This window comes from Pseudomonas sp. PSPC3-2, from assembly GCF_049897085.1.
In the GTDB taxonomy this organism is placed as follows: domain Bacteria; phylum Pseudomonadota; class Gammaproteobacteria; order Pseudomonadales; family Pseudomonadaceae; genus Aquipseudomonas; species Aquipseudomonas paraveronii.
In genome coordinates, this window is sequence record NZ_JAFCVO010000028.1 from 15,839 (window position 1) to 31,260 (window position 15,422).

At 58.1% G+C, this 15,422-nt stretch carries 14 protein-coding genes; 6 read left to right on the forward strand and 8 right to left on the reverse strand.

Translation table 11 applies throughout. From position 1 onward, the window contains the following. Window positions 1-59: 59 nt before the first annotated feature. Window positions 60-1,715: a SulP family inorganic anion transporter gene (locus tag ACP7CJ_RS27725; protein ID WP_276194111.1), complete on the reverse strand. Its 1,656-nt coding sequence runs from the start codon at window positions 1,713-1,715 to the stop codon at window positions 60-62. A gap of 141 nt (window positions 1,716-1,856) precedes the next feature. On the opposite strand from ACP7CJ_RS27725, the gene ACP7CJ_RS27730 reads away from it, so the two are divergent. From ACP7CJ_RS27730 to ACP7CJ_RS27740, 3 genes are all read left to right on the forward strand, one after another. After that, window positions 1,857-2,087 carry a hypothetical protein gene (locus ACP7CJ_RS27730; RefSeq protein WP_198717600.1) on the forward strand — a complete coding sequence of 77 codons (231 nt, stop codon included), beginning with the start codon at window positions 1,857-1,859 and terminating at the stop codon, window positions 2,085-2,087. 517 nt (window positions 2,088-2,604) lie between these two features. Then, window positions 2,605-3,849 carry a malic enzyme-like NAD(P)-binding protein gene (locus ACP7CJ_RS27735; RefSeq protein WP_276194110.1) on the forward strand — a complete coding sequence of 415 codons (1,245 nt, stop codon included), beginning with the start codon at window positions 2,605-2,607 and terminating at the stop codon, window positions 3,847-3,849. Window positions 3,850-4,412: 563 nt separating this feature from the next. Beyond that, the gene (locus ACP7CJ_RS27740) at window positions 4,413-5,426 is read left to right on the forward strand and encodes an isocitrate dehydrogenase (RefSeq protein WP_247398167.1); all 1,014 of its coding nucleotides are present in this window, start codon (window positions 4,413-4,415) and stop codon (window positions 5,424-5,426) included. Between the two features lie 277 nt (window positions 5,427-5,703). Here the strand turns inward: ACP7CJ_RS27740 and ACP7CJ_RS27745 are convergent, their stop codons facing one another. After that, window positions 5,704-5,901 (reverse strand): hypothetical protein, encoded by a 198-nt coding sequence (locus ACP7CJ_RS27745; protein ID WP_247398169.1) that lies wholly within the window; start codon window positions 5,899-5,901, stop codon window positions 5,704-5,706. A gap of 23 nt (window positions 5,902-5,924) precedes the next feature. After that, window positions 5,925-6,155, reverse strand: coding sequence for a hypothetical protein (locus ACP7CJ_RS27750; RefSeq protein WP_017845892.1), 231 nt, complete (start codon window positions 6,153-6,155; stop codon window positions 5,925-5,927). Between the two features lie 384 nt (window positions 6,156-6,539). Here ACP7CJ_RS27750 and ACP7CJ_RS27755 point away from each other — a divergent pair, with 384 nt between their 5' ends. Then, window positions 6,540-6,824 carry a hypothetical protein gene (locus ACP7CJ_RS27755; protein ID WP_276194109.1) on the forward strand — a complete coding sequence of 95 codons (285 nt, stop codon included), beginning with the start codon at window positions 6,540-6,542 and terminating at the stop codon, window positions 6,822-6,824. A 270-nt stretch (window positions 6,825-7,094) separates the two neighbouring features. On the opposite strand, the gene arsA is transcribed toward ACP7CJ_RS27755, so the two are convergent. After that, window positions 7,095-8,855 (reverse strand): arsenical pump-driving ATPase, encoded by a 1,761-nt coding sequence (gene arsA, locus ACP7CJ_RS27760; RefSeq protein ID WP_426102653.1) that lies wholly within the window; start codon window positions 8,853-8,855, stop codon window positions 7,095-7,097. A gap of 258 nt (window positions 8,856-9,113) precedes the next feature. Between arsA and ACP7CJ_RS27765 the strand changes: the two genes are divergently transcribed. Continuing rightward, window positions 9,114-9,911: a DNA/RNA non-specific endonuclease gene (locus ACP7CJ_RS27765; RefSeq protein WP_276194107.1), complete on the forward strand. Its 798-nt coding sequence runs from the start codon at window positions 9,114-9,116 to the stop codon at window positions 9,909-9,911. Window positions 9,912-9,936: 25 nt separating this feature from the next. Here ACP7CJ_RS27765 and dmeF read toward each other — a convergent pair whose 3' ends face one another. Both dmeF and ACP7CJ_RS27775 read right to left on the reverse strand, forming a co-directional pair. Continuing rightward, window positions 9,937-10,869: a CDF family Co(II)/Ni(II) efflux transporter DmeF gene (dmeF, locus tag ACP7CJ_RS27770; protein WP_426102655.1), complete on the reverse strand. Its 933-nt coding sequence runs from the start codon at window positions 10,867-10,869 to the stop codon at window positions 9,937-9,939. Then, window positions 10,866-11,141: a metal/formaldehyde-sensitive transcriptional repressor gene (locus tag ACP7CJ_RS27775; RefSeq protein ID WP_017849380.1), complete on the reverse strand. Its 276-nt coding sequence runs from the start codon at window positions 11,139-11,141 to the stop codon at window positions 10,866-10,868. Before ACP7CJ_RS27775 ends, dmeF begins: the two co-directional genes overlap by 4 nt. Before the next feature lie 155 nt (window positions 11,142-11,296). Between ACP7CJ_RS27775 and ACP7CJ_RS27780 the strand changes: the two genes are divergently transcribed. Next, a complete protein-coding gene (locus ACP7CJ_RS27780; protein WP_426102657.1) occupies window positions 11,297-12,508 on the forward strand; it encodes a YeeE/YedE family protein in 1,212 nt (403 codons plus the stop codon). A gap of 261 nt (window positions 12,509-12,769) precedes the next feature. On the opposite strand, the gene ACP7CJ_RS27785 is transcribed toward ACP7CJ_RS27780, so the two are convergent. Both ACP7CJ_RS27785 and ACP7CJ_RS27790 read right to left on the reverse strand, forming a co-directional pair. Next, window positions 12,770-14,791, reverse strand: a complete 2,022-nt coding sequence (locus ACP7CJ_RS27785; protein WP_276194104.1) for an FIST N-terminal domain-containing protein — start codon at window positions 14,789-14,791, stop codon at window positions 12,770-12,772. Between the two features lie 267 nt (window positions 14,792-15,058). Beyond that, a complete protein-coding gene (locus tag ACP7CJ_RS27790; protein WP_426102659.1) occupies window positions 15,059-15,415 on the reverse strand; it encodes a VOC family protein in 357 nt (118 codons plus the stop codon). Window positions 15,416-15,422: the final 7 nt, after the last annotated feature.

Here is a 15,422-nt window from a genome sequence, read left to right on the forward strand (position 1 = left end):
CATGAGCGGGCACGACAAATGCCTGCTCATCGCGCCTCATTCACGCCTGCCCCTCACGTCTAGTCCTGGGTCTCGTTAGTCGGGACATGGCTGACCAGTGCGCCGCTGAAGTCAGCATGATAATGCTGTGAACCAAGCGCCTGAAGAATCCCTGCCTTGTCGAGCTTGCCAAGCACTTTCTCGTTGGCTTCGCACAGCTTTACGACAATGTTGCGTTTTTGCAGTTGCTCTATCACTTCGAGCAGCGTTTGCAGGCCCGTGATATCCATAAACGGCACTCGCTTCAGGCGAATAATCAACGTCTCGGGATCGGTGTGCGTTTGCGCCAAAGCACGCTCAAGGGTTTCTGCTGCGCCAAAGAAAAGGGGGCCCTCAATGGTGTAAACCAAAACACCGGTAGGAAGATGTGTATGCCCATTCATGCGCAACTCCACCTCCAGCTCTTTTTCGACCATGAGCTGTACCTCCACGGAGGAAGCCATACGACGCATAAATTGCAGCATGGCGAGAATGACCCCGATGTTCACGGCGATCGTCAGGTCACTGAAAACGGTCAGGCCGAAGGTGATTAAAAGGATGGCAACGTCTGCTTTGGGGGCTCGTTTGACCATGCGCTTGAAGTGCTTCAGTTCGCTCATGTTGTAAGCGACCACGAACAAGATCGCCGCCAGCGCGCAAAGTGGGATATCCGAAGCCAAAGGAGCCAAGAAGAAGATCAGCAGAATCAACGTGAGGGCGTGCGTAAAACCCGCGATTGGGCTATTGCCGCCATTGCGGACGTTGGTTGCTGTTCGAGCGATCGCGCCTGTCGCAGCAAAGCCACCAAACAGCGGGGTAACCAGGTTGGCAATGCCTTGGCCGATTAACTCCTGATTGGAGTCATGTTTGGTGCCGGCCATCCCATCGGCGACAACCGCCGACAACAGTGACTCGATGGCCCCCAGCATTGCGATCGCAAACGCCGGGCCGATCAACTCAATGACCTGTGGCAGCGTTATTTGAGGAAGGCCTATTTTGGGAAGCCCTTGGGGAATGCCCCCAAAGGCACTCCCGATCGTGGCCACGCCGTCGAATTGAAAATAGGCATGCAATGCCGTCACCACGACCATGGCGATCAGGGGGCCAGGAACGCGCTTTACGCCGGGCAGTCTAGGTGTGAGGACCACCAGTGCCAGGCTCAGCAGGGCTAACAGTGTCGTGGGTACATGAAGGTTGGGGAATGCTTGGATGAGGTGCCACAGCCGCTCGTGGAAATGCTCGCCACTGATTTTCGGCAAGCCCAAAAAGTCTTTCCATTGTCCAACCCAAATGATCACCCCGATGCCGGCAGTGAATCCAACAATAACGGGATCAGGGATGAACTTGATGAGTGCGCCAAGTTTGGTGATACCGAGCAGTAATAGAATTGCCCCGGCCATCATTGTTGCGACCTGCAAGCCATCAACGCCGTACTTGGCTGTCACGCTGGCCAGAATGACGATGAACGCCCCTGTGGGGCCAGCAATCTGAAGCCGGCTTCCGCCGAACAGCGAAACCAGCAAGCCACCCACAATGGCCGTGTAGATCCCCTGTTCTGGCTTGACGCCGGAGGCGATGGCAAATGCCATGGCCAAGGGCAGCGCTACGACGCCGACGATGACCCCCGAGACGATATTTCTAAGCCAATGTTCGCGCCCTAACAAGCCCGCTTTCCAAGCTTCTCGTATCGCAATCATGACTAGCCTCGTTCTGGTGGCATGTGCATACTATTCACACCATGTGATAATAGCAAAGCAATTGGTCTAGCCTCGGCACACCACCTGCGACGCTCTAGATTCAGTGTTCAGAGAGCTGGACCCTATGCCCGGAGACCCCGCATGAAACGCGAAGATGTCAAAACCAATCACGGGGAAGGCATGCACTTCGACACGCATGTGATAGCCAATCCGGCCAACACGCACGAGTGGATCATTCTGTTCAAAAAGGATGCAGGGAGGAGCTATTTTCTGGTTAATGACAATGAGGAAGTGGAGTCATTTGGACGCCTCGATGATCTGATCCATGAGCTTCGCGAGCTGGGTATCAAGTCCGCTGAAGTTCATTTCTGACAGCTGCACTCAGGAAGGTTGATCATGTCTGTAAAGATTGAGCGGTGTTAAAGAAAGAATCGATGCCCCCATCCTTTCCGCGAATTCACCCTGCCTCGCCTAACACGGATCAACACTGATCCGAACCAATGAGCCACGCCGACGCCCTTATGTAACCGGGTCAAGCACTCGCACGAGTGTCGAAGCGCGTGGGTCAGCGTCCAAGACGCAATGAGAAAACCCTGAATCCAGATGTGCCGCGCTTAGGTCGTGGCCCATTGGGTATTCGTGCGCGCAAAAAAATGGCCACACAAGGCGGCCTAAAACGGGTTCAAGCATAGGAGGGCGCGATTGGCCAAAAAATACAGGCCCGCCCTGAAGTCTTAGGGCCAATAGCGTTGGTCTGGCGCTGATAAACCCCTTCATCAGCAGCATTCAAACCGGCAATTTGATCCTGGTCTGTGGCTCAGGACCTCATTGTCTTGCATTATAATAGTGTTAACATAAAATTATAATCAACGTCTAATTAGGGGCTCGCATGACTACCGACTTCAAAAAGGCTGCATTGGATTACCATGAATTCCCAACCCCAGGAAAAATCGGCATTGCGCTGACCAAGCCTGCCGACACCGCCGCCCAGCTCGCACTGGCGTACAGCCCAGGCGTAGCCGAGCCCGTTCGCGAAATCGCGAGGGACCCGGAGAACGCCTATCGCTTTACCGGAAAAGGCAATCTGGTGGCCGTGATCACAAACGGTACGGCCATTTTGGGCCTCGGCAATCTAGGCCCCTTGGCCAGTAAGCCGGTCATGGAAGGCAAAGCGTTGCTGTTCAAACGGTTTGCCGGCATCGACTCGATCGATATCGAAGTCAATGCTGAGAGTTCCCAGGCCTTTATCGACACAGTCGTGCGTATTGCTGACACCTTTGGTGGCATCAATCTGGAAGACATCAAAGCCCCTGAGTGCTTTGAAATCGAAGAAGCCCTGATCGAACTGTGCAGCATCCCGGTCTTCCATGACGACCAACACGGCACCGCCATCGTCACCGCGGCCGGTATGCTCAATGCGCTGGAAATTCAGGGTAAAACGCTGGAGAACGCGAGAATCGTTTGCCTCGGCGCGGGTGCCGCAGCCACGGCCTGCATGCGCCTGCTGCTCAGTCTTGGCGCGCAAAAAAGCAATCTGTACATGGTCGATCGCACCGGTGTCATCCACTCCGCCCGCAAAGACCTCAACCAATACAAAGCACAATTTGTCAACGACGGTGGCCCGCTTACGCTGATGGAAGCCATGAGCGGTGCCGACGTGTTTGTGGGGCTATCTGGAGCCAATCTTCTTCCTGCGCAAGCGCTGGCGGCGATGGCTCCCAAGCCGATCGTGTTTGCCTGCTCAAACCCCGACCCTGAAATCAGCTACGAACTGGCCATGGCCACACGTGATGACCTGATCATGGCGACCGGCCGTTCTGACTACCCGAACCAAGTAAATAACGTTCTGGGCTTTCCGTTCATCTTTCGCGGGACCCTGGATGTTCGGGCAACCCGGATCAACGAAGCGATGAAAATTGCGGCAGTGGAAGCACTGCGCCAACTGGCCAAAGAGCCAACCCCTGTGGCAGTGCTGCAAGCATTCAATGTCGATAAGCTTGAGTTTGGGCGCGATTACATTCTCCCCAAAGCACTCGATGCTCGCCTGCTCGGCGCAATCGCCGGCGCAGTGGCCAAGGCCGCTATCGACACCGGCGTTGCGAAGCTGCATTACCCAACGCACTACCCGCTGTAAGCTGAGATCAATCAGGCTGATGTGCGGCAGTTGCACGACCTTTTGCGCGGTTGGCAACTGTCGCACTCAGTGTGCATCCAGCCGCCGCAGCGCCTGAATATCGACAGCCCACCATTTGCAAGATCATCCGTTCTTGAACGATCCGAGCCACAACTCGTCTTCCTTTTATGCCTGCCTAAACGCGACCTCGCCCTGCCACGCACAGGCGTTCTAAGACCTTTGTCTCATCGGGAAAACGCCGCTTTCCACCACGTGGAATTAGCATTGTATGTTAATGTTATGCGCGTCATCGGTGGAGCAAATGACTGCACGCTTGATCCGGGCGCTCGCTCGTAGCAGCCGCGTTCATGCCCGTTTTGTGCGACGCGAGAGCTGACACCCACTCAGGTTGCTCGTCAATTGATCCGTGATGACCTGCGCAGTCACGGCGCGGAGGATGACACACGGCACTCTGCCGCGGTGAAAGCCGTCAGACAGTCAATGCCTATCAGCAGACTCGTGACACCAGTCTCAATGCCCCCATCAAAACAGCAGGCTGACAAAGCGCTGTTAAGGAAGAGACCATGAGCAAAACCATCGCAATCATCAAGGGTGACGGCATCGGCCCCGAGATCATGCAAGCGACGCTACGCGTACTCGATGCCCTTGACTGCAATCTTCAGTATGACTTCGTTGAGGCCGGTTTGGAGGCCTTGCAGCAGCATGGGCAACTGATGCCGCCCGTGTCCATCGAGACGATCGCCAAACACGGTGTCGCACTCAAAGGCCCTCTGACCACGCCGATTGGCCGCGGCTTCTCCTCGATCAACGTTCACCTTCGCCGCCACTTCGATCTCTACGCCAACGTCCGACCGGCGATCAGTTTCCCTGGTACTCGTTCACGCTTCGAAGATATCGATATCATCACGGTGCGCGAAAATACCGAAGGGGCGTACCTGCCAGAAGGGCAAAGTATTTCTGAGGACGGCGAAGTTGCTCTGGCGAGCATTCGCGTAACGCGCACAGCCTCCGAACGCATCGTGCGGTACGCGTTCGAGCTGGCTCGTAGCAAAGGCCGTAAAAAAGTGACCGCGGTGCACAAGGCCAACATCATCAAGTCTTGCTCCGGGTTGTTCCTTGAGGTGGCGCGTGAAGTTGCGGCGGATTATCCGGAAATCGAATTCCACGAGATGATCGTCGACAACGCCTGTATGCAGTTGGTGATGAATCCCCATCAATTTGATGTCATCGTCACCACCAACCTGTTTGGCGACATCCTTTCAGACTTGTGCGCAGGCCTGGTCGGTGGCTTGGGTTTGGCGCCGGGGTCCAACATCGGCGCCGATGCGGCCATCTTCGAAGCGGTCCATGGCTCGGCGCCGGACATCGCCGGCAAGAACATCGCGAACCCATGCGCATTGTTGTTGGCTGCCGCAGACATGCTTGATTACCTGGGCATGGTGGACAAGGGGACACGCGTGCGTACCGCTATCCGCGCTGTTCTGGAAAACTCCCGTGATCAAGTGACAGCCGACATGGGCGGGGCCGGCACCACTGAGTCGTTCGCTGACGCCTTGGTGGCCTACGTGCGTGGCTAAATAGCGCATCAGGAATCACGCGCGTCGTCCGATTCGCCAGCTCACTACGAGCTGGCGATTTTCTGCGTGTGTTCTACGCTGACCTACCCCGAGGGCAGCCTGCCGGGCTAAATCTTCTTATGCCCCACGGGCCGATCCGGCCATCCCTCAGCGTTCTTGCACCGTCGAGCGCTGTGCAACATGAAAATCAATTTGACTGACTAAGTTCCACGGCGCGCTACGGAAGTAGCAATACTGTGTTGTCGTAACGTTAGCGTTAATAGAAATTCATTAAATATTATTGTTTGCTGCTATCGCGCTTGTCGGCGGACGACAATGTGCGAGGGAATGAGTGCGGGGCTTCAATACGCTCTTTTAGCTTTTCTGCGTAATCTTTTGCACCCTGCTCATTGCGAAATTGAATGCGCCTGGCTCCAATGCACACAGACCATAGCGGTTCACTCTGGCTAGACAGCTGCTCGATTTTGACGGACATGACGACACTCCAAGGAAAACAATTCAAAAGTGAATTTCAGCAACCTTGATACCGATTTCTCGCAGTTCATGAATCAAATCATCAAGGTACCGGAAGGGTTCGATTTCTTCGTTGTCATTGACTAGGAAGAAGCTTCTTCCTGCATCCTTTTTAAAGAAGACGATCCACTCCTGGGTGTTGGCCGGGTTGGCAATCAAATGGGTATCAAACTGAATGCCTTCAGCGTATTTGGTTTTTACGTCCTCACGTTTCATACGGGTCTCCAAGCGCTCACGTATTGCTGTTCTCATGCATGTATTTACCGCCCCGCAATTGATTAAAAGACCTCGCCCCTGTCTGAAGCAGGGGCGAGTCGATTGCCTTTCTATTATCATTGCATGATAATATTATGCACATATGAGCCGCTGGAGGCTAGTCATGAGCAGGATTGTCGAGGCACCTGAGCCACGAGGGGCCGAGGAGGTCCGCCCAAGGCGTGGCTTTAAAGGTGCACGACCCTGCGGCCGGTTTTGCGTGATTGTTGAAGACCCCATAGGGCGTCATGCGCAAAGGCTCCAGATGAGCGCCTCGCAACAGCGGATCGCCCTTGCTTTTGATGCAACGCGTAAGGTTTTTGAATTTTAAGGACGGCAGTCATCATGCGCAAAACAGCAATTGAGAAGCGCCTTCCGCTGAATGCTCCGACCCTGGAACCAGGGCAACGAGTATTGGTTTGCCATGAGCAATGCGTCGTCGTTCAGCAGCGAGAAACAAGAATCTATCAAGTTGTATTCGACTGCAAATCACCCAAAACGATTCGAATTTTTTGGGCCGAATATGAGTGGATTTTCATCGGCAGGCTTAAGCAGCACGCCGAGAAAGATCCGTCATTGGAAAGCTTTGTATCAACGCTAAGAGCGGGTCTAAAGACTGTCTGGCGATAAATACGGTTCTGATCGATAACCCGCCGGGCCAAATCCAGCACAGACGGGCCTACGTCTTGCTGCTGCCGTGCTTTGCATAAAGTACGAACTTGATTGGGATAATCGTAGGGATATAAATCAGCAGGGTCTCATTGCAAAACAGATGCTTGTTTATCTATTCGAGTCAGGGGCGTGCCAGACAGAGAAAAGCCTGCAGCGATGCAGGCTTTTTGGGGCCTGGGATTTGCTCCAGCAATCCAGGCGCACAGCATGAGTTCGCCGAGTATCGTTTCAGTCCAGCAGGCGCTTCAACCCGGCGACGCCAACCGGCGGCTCCGCCGTCCAGGGCACCACGATGACGGCATGCTGGGTTTCGTCGGCCACCCTCGCCATTTGTTTGCGCTCGCTATCCAGGCGCGCTCGCAGCAGCGGGTCTGTCGTATCGGTGGCCAGTAACGACTTATTGACCACCCAGGCAAACGGTTCGATGTTGGCCCTGCGTAAGTCATCCTGCAGCGCCGCCGCCTGAGACACCGGTGTGGCTTCGGGCAGCGTCACGAGAATGATTTTGGTGTAGTCCGCATCTTGCAGGCGCATCAGTGGCGTGACGATGTGGTCCGAGGCTTTGCCTTTGAATTCGCGAACCATCTGGCGGTGATAGGCGCCTGTGGCGTCCATCAGTAGCAGGGAGTGCCCCGTGGGAGCGGTGTCCAATACCACAAATGCGCTTCTGGCTTGAGCAACCACGCGGGAGAACGCGTGGAACACCGCGACCTCTTCGGTGCAGGGGGATCGCAGATCCTCGATGAGCAAGGCTATTTCGTCTTCCGTCATACCTGGCGCGCGGGAAGCGATGATCTTGTTCACGTATTTTTGGGTCTCGACCTTAGGGTCGATGCGGCCGACGCTGAGTCCCTGCACCTCGGCGTTGAGGGTTACCGTCAGATGTGCGGCAGGGTCTGTTGTACTCAGGTGCACGGACTTGCCATGCTGCACGAGGCCCAATGCGATGGCGGCGGCAATGGTGGTTTTGCCAACACCGCCTTTGCCCATGACCATGATCAAGCCGTGCTGGTCGTGAGCTAACTCGGCAATCAACTCCGAGAGTGCGTGATATTCCAGGCGTGCCGGTGCCGGGGTTGCAGTGCTGGCTCGGCGAGCAAGCTCCGGGGTCAGCAGTGCGCGAAGCGCGGGCAGGCCTACGGAGTCGACTGCCTTGAGTGGGATGTAGTCGGCTGAAAGCTGGCGCAGTGACGCGGGCATCTCGTCGAGCGCCTGCTGGCCTACGGACTCAATCGCCGCTGCGATCGGGTCATGCAAATTGCTGCGTTTAAACACCGCATTCACCACCAGGCGCTGGTTTTTCAGGCCCAACTCACGGAGCTCATCGCTGGAGCGTGCCGCCTCGCCGAGCGCGCCTTTATCAGGGCGGGTCACCAGTACAACAGTGGTCAGGGCTGGATCGTTGAGCGCCGCCAATGCCTGATTGAATAGCTGCTCCTGCATTTTCAAGCCCGAGTGCGGCCCCAAACATGACGCACCACGATCATTGCCCTTCAAAAAACCGCTCCACGCTTTTGGCAGGCTCAACAGTCTGAGCGTGTGCCCCGTGGGCGCGGTATCGAACACGATGTGGTCGTAGGCCGCGCTGCCCTGCGACAGCAGGTGCGAGAATTCATCGAAGGTTGCGATTTCAGTCGTGCATGCCCCTGAGAGTTGCTCGCGCACAAGCGCAATGTCTTGATCGCTGGCCTGGGCGCCCATTTGCTCGACAACCCGGGCCCGATAGTCAATGGCTGCGGTCCCTGGGTCGATATTGAGCACGGACATTCCAGGCACGTGCGGCACCGCGACAGGCTGATTGCTTAACTCAACGCCGAGCATCTCATCAAGGTTCGAGGCGGCGTCTGTGCTGACCAGCAGCACGTTCTTGCCTGCGTCAGCCAGTGCGATTGACACCGCGGTGGAGACCGACGTTTTGCCGACGCCGCCCTTGCCGGTGAAGAACATATATCGGGTGGGTTGATCGAGCAGTTTGAGGGTGGACTGCATGGCACGCTGACTCCCTTGCGGAGCATGACTGGGTATCGGAGTTTAGACCGGTGTTCAGAATCGCCAAGGTGGTCATATCAATCAAACGCTGATTTTTGCCGTCCATTGAGCGCAATTGTCTGTGCAGGAGGGCTGCAACTCGCGGCCCAAGCATAGAGCAGGGGCCGCCCTGCGGCACTAACCTGGTTTTTCACGGTCAACAGCCCCCGCACCACCGTCGGTGGTCATCCGTTTACCCTTACCAAAAAGATCTAAAGCATGCACTTACGCAACATTGCAGTCGGGTTGTCGGCCCTTGTTTTGCTCTCGACCGGGGCCCACGCCCGCAGCCTGCCCAACCTCTATACCGCCACTGAGCAACGCGCGTCCTTTGATGGCTGTGCCGATCTTTTTCCCGCCGCGAAACCCATCAACACCGCCACCGTGCCTGCTGGCATGCGCCCCCTGGCCCTGTGCTCGGACAATTTCGCGGTGCTCTATTCGCAGACCAGCAAGACGCCGCTGGTGGTGGTCGAGCGCCTGAATGCCGCGCAGTTGCAGGATGCCAAAGGTGAGGAACGCACCAATCTGTTCTACCCCGACCCGCGCATCCCTAAGGGTGGGCGCGCGGAGTTGAGTGACTACCGCAGCCAGCATCCGGCCGTCGACCGTGGCCACCAATCCCCGGCCGCCGACGCACCGAACGCCCATGCCATGGCACAGTCGTTTGCGCTGTCGAACATGGTGCCGCAAGACCCTGTCAACAACCGTAAGATCTGGAGCAAGGTCGAGGCGGATGTGCGCAAGTTCGCCAAGCGCGCCGGCGGCGATGTGTTTGTGTTCACCGGCCCGTTGTTCGACCCAGGCTACGGCACCATCGGCGACAACAAGGTCTGGGTGCCGACGCGCCTGTTCAAGCTGGTGTACGACGCCTCGTCGCAACGCGCCTGGGCTTACGTGCTGCCCAACGCGCAGACGCGTATCCAACGGCCGATGGACTATGACGCGTTCGTGAAGAGTACCGGGCTGAAGTTGCTCGGTAATCTTCCGGTCTCCGGGTCAGTCGGACGCTCGTAAGGGGGCGAGTCGCCCGGCGTCGTCGCTACGCTGCATCGAGCGTGCGAAACTCGACGGTGAGGTGACTCACTTCATGCACCGGTTTGAGGCGTTCGCGAATGCTGTCGGCATCCGCTGTGGCGTGGCCGACGACGCTCACGATTGCCGCATGCACACCTGGCCCTACCTGCCAGACGTGCAAGTCGGTAATCGTCGCGTCGCCCGCTTGTTCCACCAGTTCCCGGATCTCCGCCGCAACATGCACGTCGGTCTGATCGAGCAGGACGCCGGCGGTCACGCCCATCAGGCTCCAGGCCCAGCGTGCAATCACGATGGCGCCGACGATGCCCATCGCCGGGTCCAGCCAGACCCAACCCAGATACCGCCCCGCCAGCAACGCAGCGATCGCCAGCACCGAGGTCAGCGCATCGGCGAGCACATGCACGTAGGCGGATCTCAGGTTGTTATCGTGGTCATGGTGGCCGTGGGCATGCTCGTGGTCGTGGTCATGCCCGTGGTTATGACCGTGGCCGAGCAACAGCGCACTGACGATATTGACCACCAGCCCTACGATAGCAATCAGGGTTGCCGTCCCAAACTGCACCTCGGTCGGCTGCAGCAGGCGCATGATCGACTCGATGCCAATGCCCAGGGACACCAGCGCCAGGATCAGCGCCGAGGCAAAACCGCCCAGATCGCCGACCTTGCCGGTGCCGAAGCTGAAGCGCGGGCTGGACGCATGGCGCCGGGCGTAGGCATAGGCCGCAGCGGCGATGCCCAACGCGCCAGCATGGGTGGCCATATGAAAACCGTCGGCCAGCAGGGCCATCGAGCCGGTCAGGGCGCCGGCGGCGATTTCCGCGACCATCATCACTACCGTCAGCATCACCACCCATAAGGTGCGCTTGGCGTTTTCTTCGTGAGCCGCGCCGAGGAAGACATGCTCGTGGGTGTGACCGTGCGTGTGATCAAGGCTCATTTGGAGTACCGCCGAATGGCTTCAAGCAGCTCTTCGACGCCCTGGTTACGTTCTTCCTCGCTGAGGGATGGGTCCGCCACATGCGCGCGGGCATGTTCTTCGATGATTTCTTCCATCAAACCGTTGATGGCGCCGCGTGTGGCGGCCACCAGGTGCAGGGTCTTGGCGCAATCGCTGTCCGATTCCAGTGCTCTTTCCACCGCTTGAATCTGACCGGCAATGCGTTTGACACGCTTGATCAGACTGTCTTTGTTGGCCGCTATATGGCTCACAATATACCCCCCCTACCTATGATTCGCGGATCATCGCATACCCCGTCCCCCTATACAATCCTTCAGCTCGGATGCCGATTCCTCCGGAGACCGACCCCTCGGTTTATACTCGATGGCTTCGTAATCAAACCCCTTCAAACGAATTGAGATACCTCATGAGCACCTCTCTTTCCACAACCTCTGCGCGCAAGCCCGTCGCGCCCCTGGTGGCTTTTGTGCTGCTGGTACTGGGCGCCGTGTTCCTGCATAACCTTGTCGGCGCGCGCCAGGTGCTGTTGCTGGTCGTCGGCGCCGCGCTGGGCTTGACCCTGTACCACGCGGCCTTTGGCTTTACCTCGGCCTGGCGTGTGTTCATCAATGACCGGCGCGGCGCCGGTTTGCGTGCGCAAATGGTGATGCTGGCGATAGCGGTGTTGCTGTTCTTCCCGGCGCTGGGGGCGGGCACGTTGTTCGGCCAGCCGGTGGTTGGGCTGGTAGCGCCGGCCGGGGTGTCGGTGGTGTTCGGAGCGTTCATTTTTGGCATCGGCATGCAGTTGGGCGGCGGCTGTGCGTCGGGCACCCTGTTCACCGTGGGCGGCGGTAATGCGCGCATGTTGGTGACGCTGTTCTTCTTTATCTGTGGTTCGTTGATCGCCACGCACCATGTGGGCTGGTGGTTTGCACTGCCGGCGTTGCCGGCGACGTCCATCGTCAAAAGTTTCGGGGTCATGCCCGCGTTGCTTTTGAACCTGGCAGTGTTCGGCCTCATCGCAGCCGTCAGCGTGCGCTTGGAAAAAGCCCGTCATGGTCAACTGGAAGCCGGGGTGACCAGCGAGCACCGAGGCGTGCGCCGTTTTCTGCGTGGGCCCTGGCCCTTGGTGTGGGGCGCGATTGGCCTGGCCCTGCTCAATTACGCGACCCTGGCACTCGCCGGTCGACCGTGGGGCATCACCTCGGCGTTCGCGCTGTGGGGCGCCAAGGTGGTGAGCGGCCTGGGCGTGGAGGTGGGCAATTGGGCGTTCTGGCAAATACCGGGCAATGCCAAGGCCCTGGCCGCGCCGGTGTGGGAAGACATCACCAGCGTCATGGACATCGGCATCCTCCTCGGTGCGCTCCTGGCCGCCGGCCTGGCCGGACGTTTCGCCCCCAGCCTGAACATTCCTGCGCGCTCGCTGGGGGCTGCGGTGATCGGTGGCCTGCTGCTCGGTTATGGCTCGCGCCTGGCCTACGGCTGCAACATCGGCGCGTACTTCAGCGGCATCGCCTCGGGCAGCCTGCATGGCTGGGTGTGGCTGGTGGCGGCGTTCATCGGCAACAGCGTCGGCGTGCGGTTGCGCCCGTTTTTCTTTGCCGGCGAGCGGCCGCAGGTGGCGTTGAGCGGGTGCTGAGCGATTGTTTCCGGTGATGTGCACCTTGCGCTGGGTCGCTTTTTAGCCCCGATCTGTGCATTGAATTGCCTTCCGTTGCGCCAATAATCGGGCCCTGCAATCCCCCGAATTTTGAACGCTATACGGAATGCACTGATGAGCGCCGCATCATAGTCTTAAAGGATGCCCAGCCAGATACTCGCGATCATCCCTGCACGCGAGCCCTCTGGCTGAACACTCTGTTCCAGCTACTCGAACATCCGAAGTTGACCCCATGGGGGTCTACGCATGCGTAAGCCCAGTCAACGTATCCGCAATGGTCTTGGTCCGTTGCGCAGTCCCCTCCGTCGCACGGCTTGACGCCTCCAGCGCATCGAGCATTTCGCGCAAGGCACCGACGCCGCTGGACTGGTCTTCAATCTGTTGGGCAACACGCTGGATTTCGCCGGATAACAGGTCGATATCCACGCCGATTTCCGCCGCATTCTTGCGGGTGATTTCCGCCAGCTTGCGCACCTCGTCCGCCACCACCGCAAAACCCCGGCCCAGGTCGCCTGCGCGCGCGGCTTCGATAGCCGCGTTGAGCGCCAGCAGGTTGGTCTGGCCGGCGATTTGTTGAATCACCTGTACAATCGACTGGATACGCAAACTCGAACCGGCCAGGGTCCGCGCGCCGACCACGGCATCATCGGCCTGGCTGGACAAGCCCTCGACCGTCGCACCGGCTTTCGCAGACACGGTGTTCTGCTGGTCGATGGTGCCAACCAGTTCATCCATCGAGGCGTGCAACTCGCCGGAGTAATGCTTGATCTGCGAGGAGATTTCCGCGTGTTGACGTTCGGCCTGGGCCAACACCTGGCCCAGGTCCGCCAGGCCCTCGAACACCGGCAAAATATTGCTGTCCAGCCCGCGGGGATTCAGGGCGCCGCTGAAGTCATTGTTTTTGAACGCCGCAATCTGCTTGACCACTACATGGTTCAAACCCGCCAGTTTATTCACCTGGCGACGTAGGAAGAAGGCTTTGAACTCGCCGTAGTGCGCAATGAAATTGTCCGCGTACTCGTCGCTGAAGCTGGCGCCCTTGGCCACCCGAAAGAAGAAAATTGCGGTCAGTGTCTGGTTCAGGTTCAAGCCCAGGATTTCACCAAAAGTCGACAGCCCTGCCAGCGGCACATCGCCAAACGTCCCGGCCATGCTGCCCAACTCGGTGGCGTTGTTCAGCCTGCGCAAAATGCAGTCATTAAGAATGCCCGCCACCGGCTGCCCGCCCTTGCCGCGCAGAAACTGTTCGTAGTCCACGCGGGTGGCCTCACGCAACGGCGTGCGTCGCACCATCACCAACTCCTCGCCGGGTGCCACGTCGCAATACAGTTGGACGATCTGGTGTTCATAGTCGATGCGTGCGATGGAGCGCACGAACAACTCACCGCCCACGCGGATGGCAAACGAGTAATCCGCCAACTTCGGTTCCAGCGCCTGGGGCGTGCAATTGAAGGCGTCACACAGCGCCTGCACCATGCTCTTGATATTGCCCGCGCTGTCGATCACCTGGTCAATCGTGCGGTCCTCTTCGGAGGCGGTCAGCACGCTGAAGGTCAAATCCGCCGGTTTGAAGTTCTGGCTTTTAAATACGCCATAACGCACATTCGCGGCGGTCTTCAGGAACACGATTTGTGCGTGGTTCTGGTAACTGCGCTGGCCGTCATGGATCAGCGTTTTCTGGAAATCCAGCTTGCCCCCGGCCGACCCGCCGACAAACAGGCAGGTGAAACGCCCCGATTCATACAGCGCCTCCATGAAAAACGACTCCGACGCCGACAACCCGTCGAACACCACATAGGCCAGCGTGTCGCGATGGTCGATCGGTGTGTGTACCTGCACGCGCTTGATATTGTTCGTCAGCTTGGCAATCCGCTCCTTCATGCCCATGCGCTTGCCGCCGCTGCGGATGTCTTCACACTCCAGCGGCACCATCACCACTTCGGCGGAGGCGATCAGGCTGTCGTCAAACAGCTGCAGCACAATCCGGTCCCAGCGCTCGCCGGTGGTGCAATACAGCGAATTCGCCGCGTTGCACAACTCGCCAGCGGAGGTACACAGGCTGATGCTGGTTTGCGGGAAGCGGCGCTTGAGCTTCGCGGCGACCTGGTCGATGTCCAGATGAGGGGAAATGAAACCGGTGATCAGCACCGGCGCGATGCGCAGGTTAGCCAATGAAGACTCCAGCTCATTGGCGGTGCAGGTGAGGGTAGCGGTGCCTTGTCGATCGGCCCGGGCTTTTTTTAGGAAGTTGAGTGGGTTCATGGCGACGGGCTCGATCCAGTGAGGGGACGCATGCAATAGGCTTGCGGCTAATAAGGTTATCGGCCGATGTGGCGGAGACTGGAGGAGGAGAAGCGCGGAGGCGGAGAGTTGACGAGGTGCAGGGGGCCAATTTTTACCGGCATTTACATCCGAACGGGTGGGTATCTCTGCACAACCCTGCAAGCACAGAAACAGCATAAAAGTGGGGAAGGAAAGTTTGCGCATGTATAAAACCATGCGCTCGCTCAATCGATAAAAGCTCAGTCTTTACGGTTGCGCTGTCCACACGGCCAGTTCATAGCCGTCAGGATCAATGAAGTGGAACCTGCTTCCACCGGGGAACGAAAAGGTTTCGCGGGAGATCACCGCGCCCACAGCCTTGAGCCGCCGCTGTGCGTCCTCGAGATTGTCCGAATACAAGATGACTAAAGGACCGCCCGGCCGCACCGGCTCCCCCTCGGTGAAGCCACCGGTCAGCCGGCCATCGCTGAATTCGGTATAGGTCGGGCCGTAGTCGACGAACGTCCATCCGAACGCGTGGCCGTAGAACGTTTTGCTGCGGGCAATGTCGCTGACATTGAATTCAATATTGTCGATCTGTCGATCTTGACCACGAACGCTCATGGCTGCC

Bases quoted from the DNA above. Each gene is read 5' to 3' on its own strand.
- ACP7CJ_RS27725 (WP_276194111.1), bottom strand. From the start codon at position 1,715: ATGATTGCGATACGAGAAGCTTGGAAAGCGGGCTTGTTAGGGCGCGAA.
- ACP7CJ_RS27730 (WP_198717600.1), top strand. From the start codon at position 1,857: ATGAAACGCGAAGATGTCAAAACCAATCACGGGGAAGGCATGCACTTC.
- ACP7CJ_RS27735 (WP_276194110.1), top strand. From the start codon at position 2,605: ATGACTACCGACTTCAAAAAGGCTGCATTGGATTACCATGAATTCCCA.
- ACP7CJ_RS27740 (WP_247398167.1), top strand. From the start codon at position 4,413: ATGAGCAAAACCATCGCAATCATCAAGGGTGACGGCATCGGCCCCGAG.
- ACP7CJ_RS27745 (WP_247398169.1), bottom strand. From the start codon at position 5,901: ATGTCCGTCAAAATCGAGCAGCTGTCTAGCCAGAGTGAACCGCTATGG.
- ACP7CJ_RS27750 (WP_017845892.1), bottom strand. From the start codon at position 6,155: ATGAAACGTGAGGACGTAAAAACCAAATACGCTGAAGGCATTCAGTTT.
- ACP7CJ_RS27755 (WP_276194109.1), top strand. From the start codon at position 6,540: ATGCGCAAAACAGCAATTGAGAAGCGCCTTCCGCTGAATGCTCCGACC.
- arsA (WP_426102653.1), bottom strand. From the start codon at position 8,855: ATGCAGTCCACCCTCAAACTGCTCGATCAACCCACCCGATATATGTTC.
- ACP7CJ_RS27765 (WP_276194107.1), top strand. From the start codon at position 9,114: ATGCACTTACGCAACATTGCAGTCGGGTTGTCGGCCCTTGTTTTGCTC.
- dmeF (WP_426102655.1), bottom strand. From the start codon at position 10,869: ATGAGCCTTGATCACACGCACGGTCACACCCACGAGCATGTCTTCCTC.
- ACP7CJ_RS27780 (WP_426102657.1), top strand. From the start codon at position 11,297: ATGAGCACCTCTCTTTCCACAACCTCTGCGCGCAAGCCCGTCGCGCCC.
- ACP7CJ_RS27785 (WP_276194104.1), bottom strand. From the start codon at position 14,791: ATGAACCCACTCAACTTCCTAAAAAAAGCCCGGGCCGATCGACAAGGC.
- ACP7CJ_RS27790 (WP_426102659.1), bottom strand. From the start codon at position 15,415: ATGAGCGTTCGTGGTCAAGATCGACAGATCGACAATATTGAATTCAAT.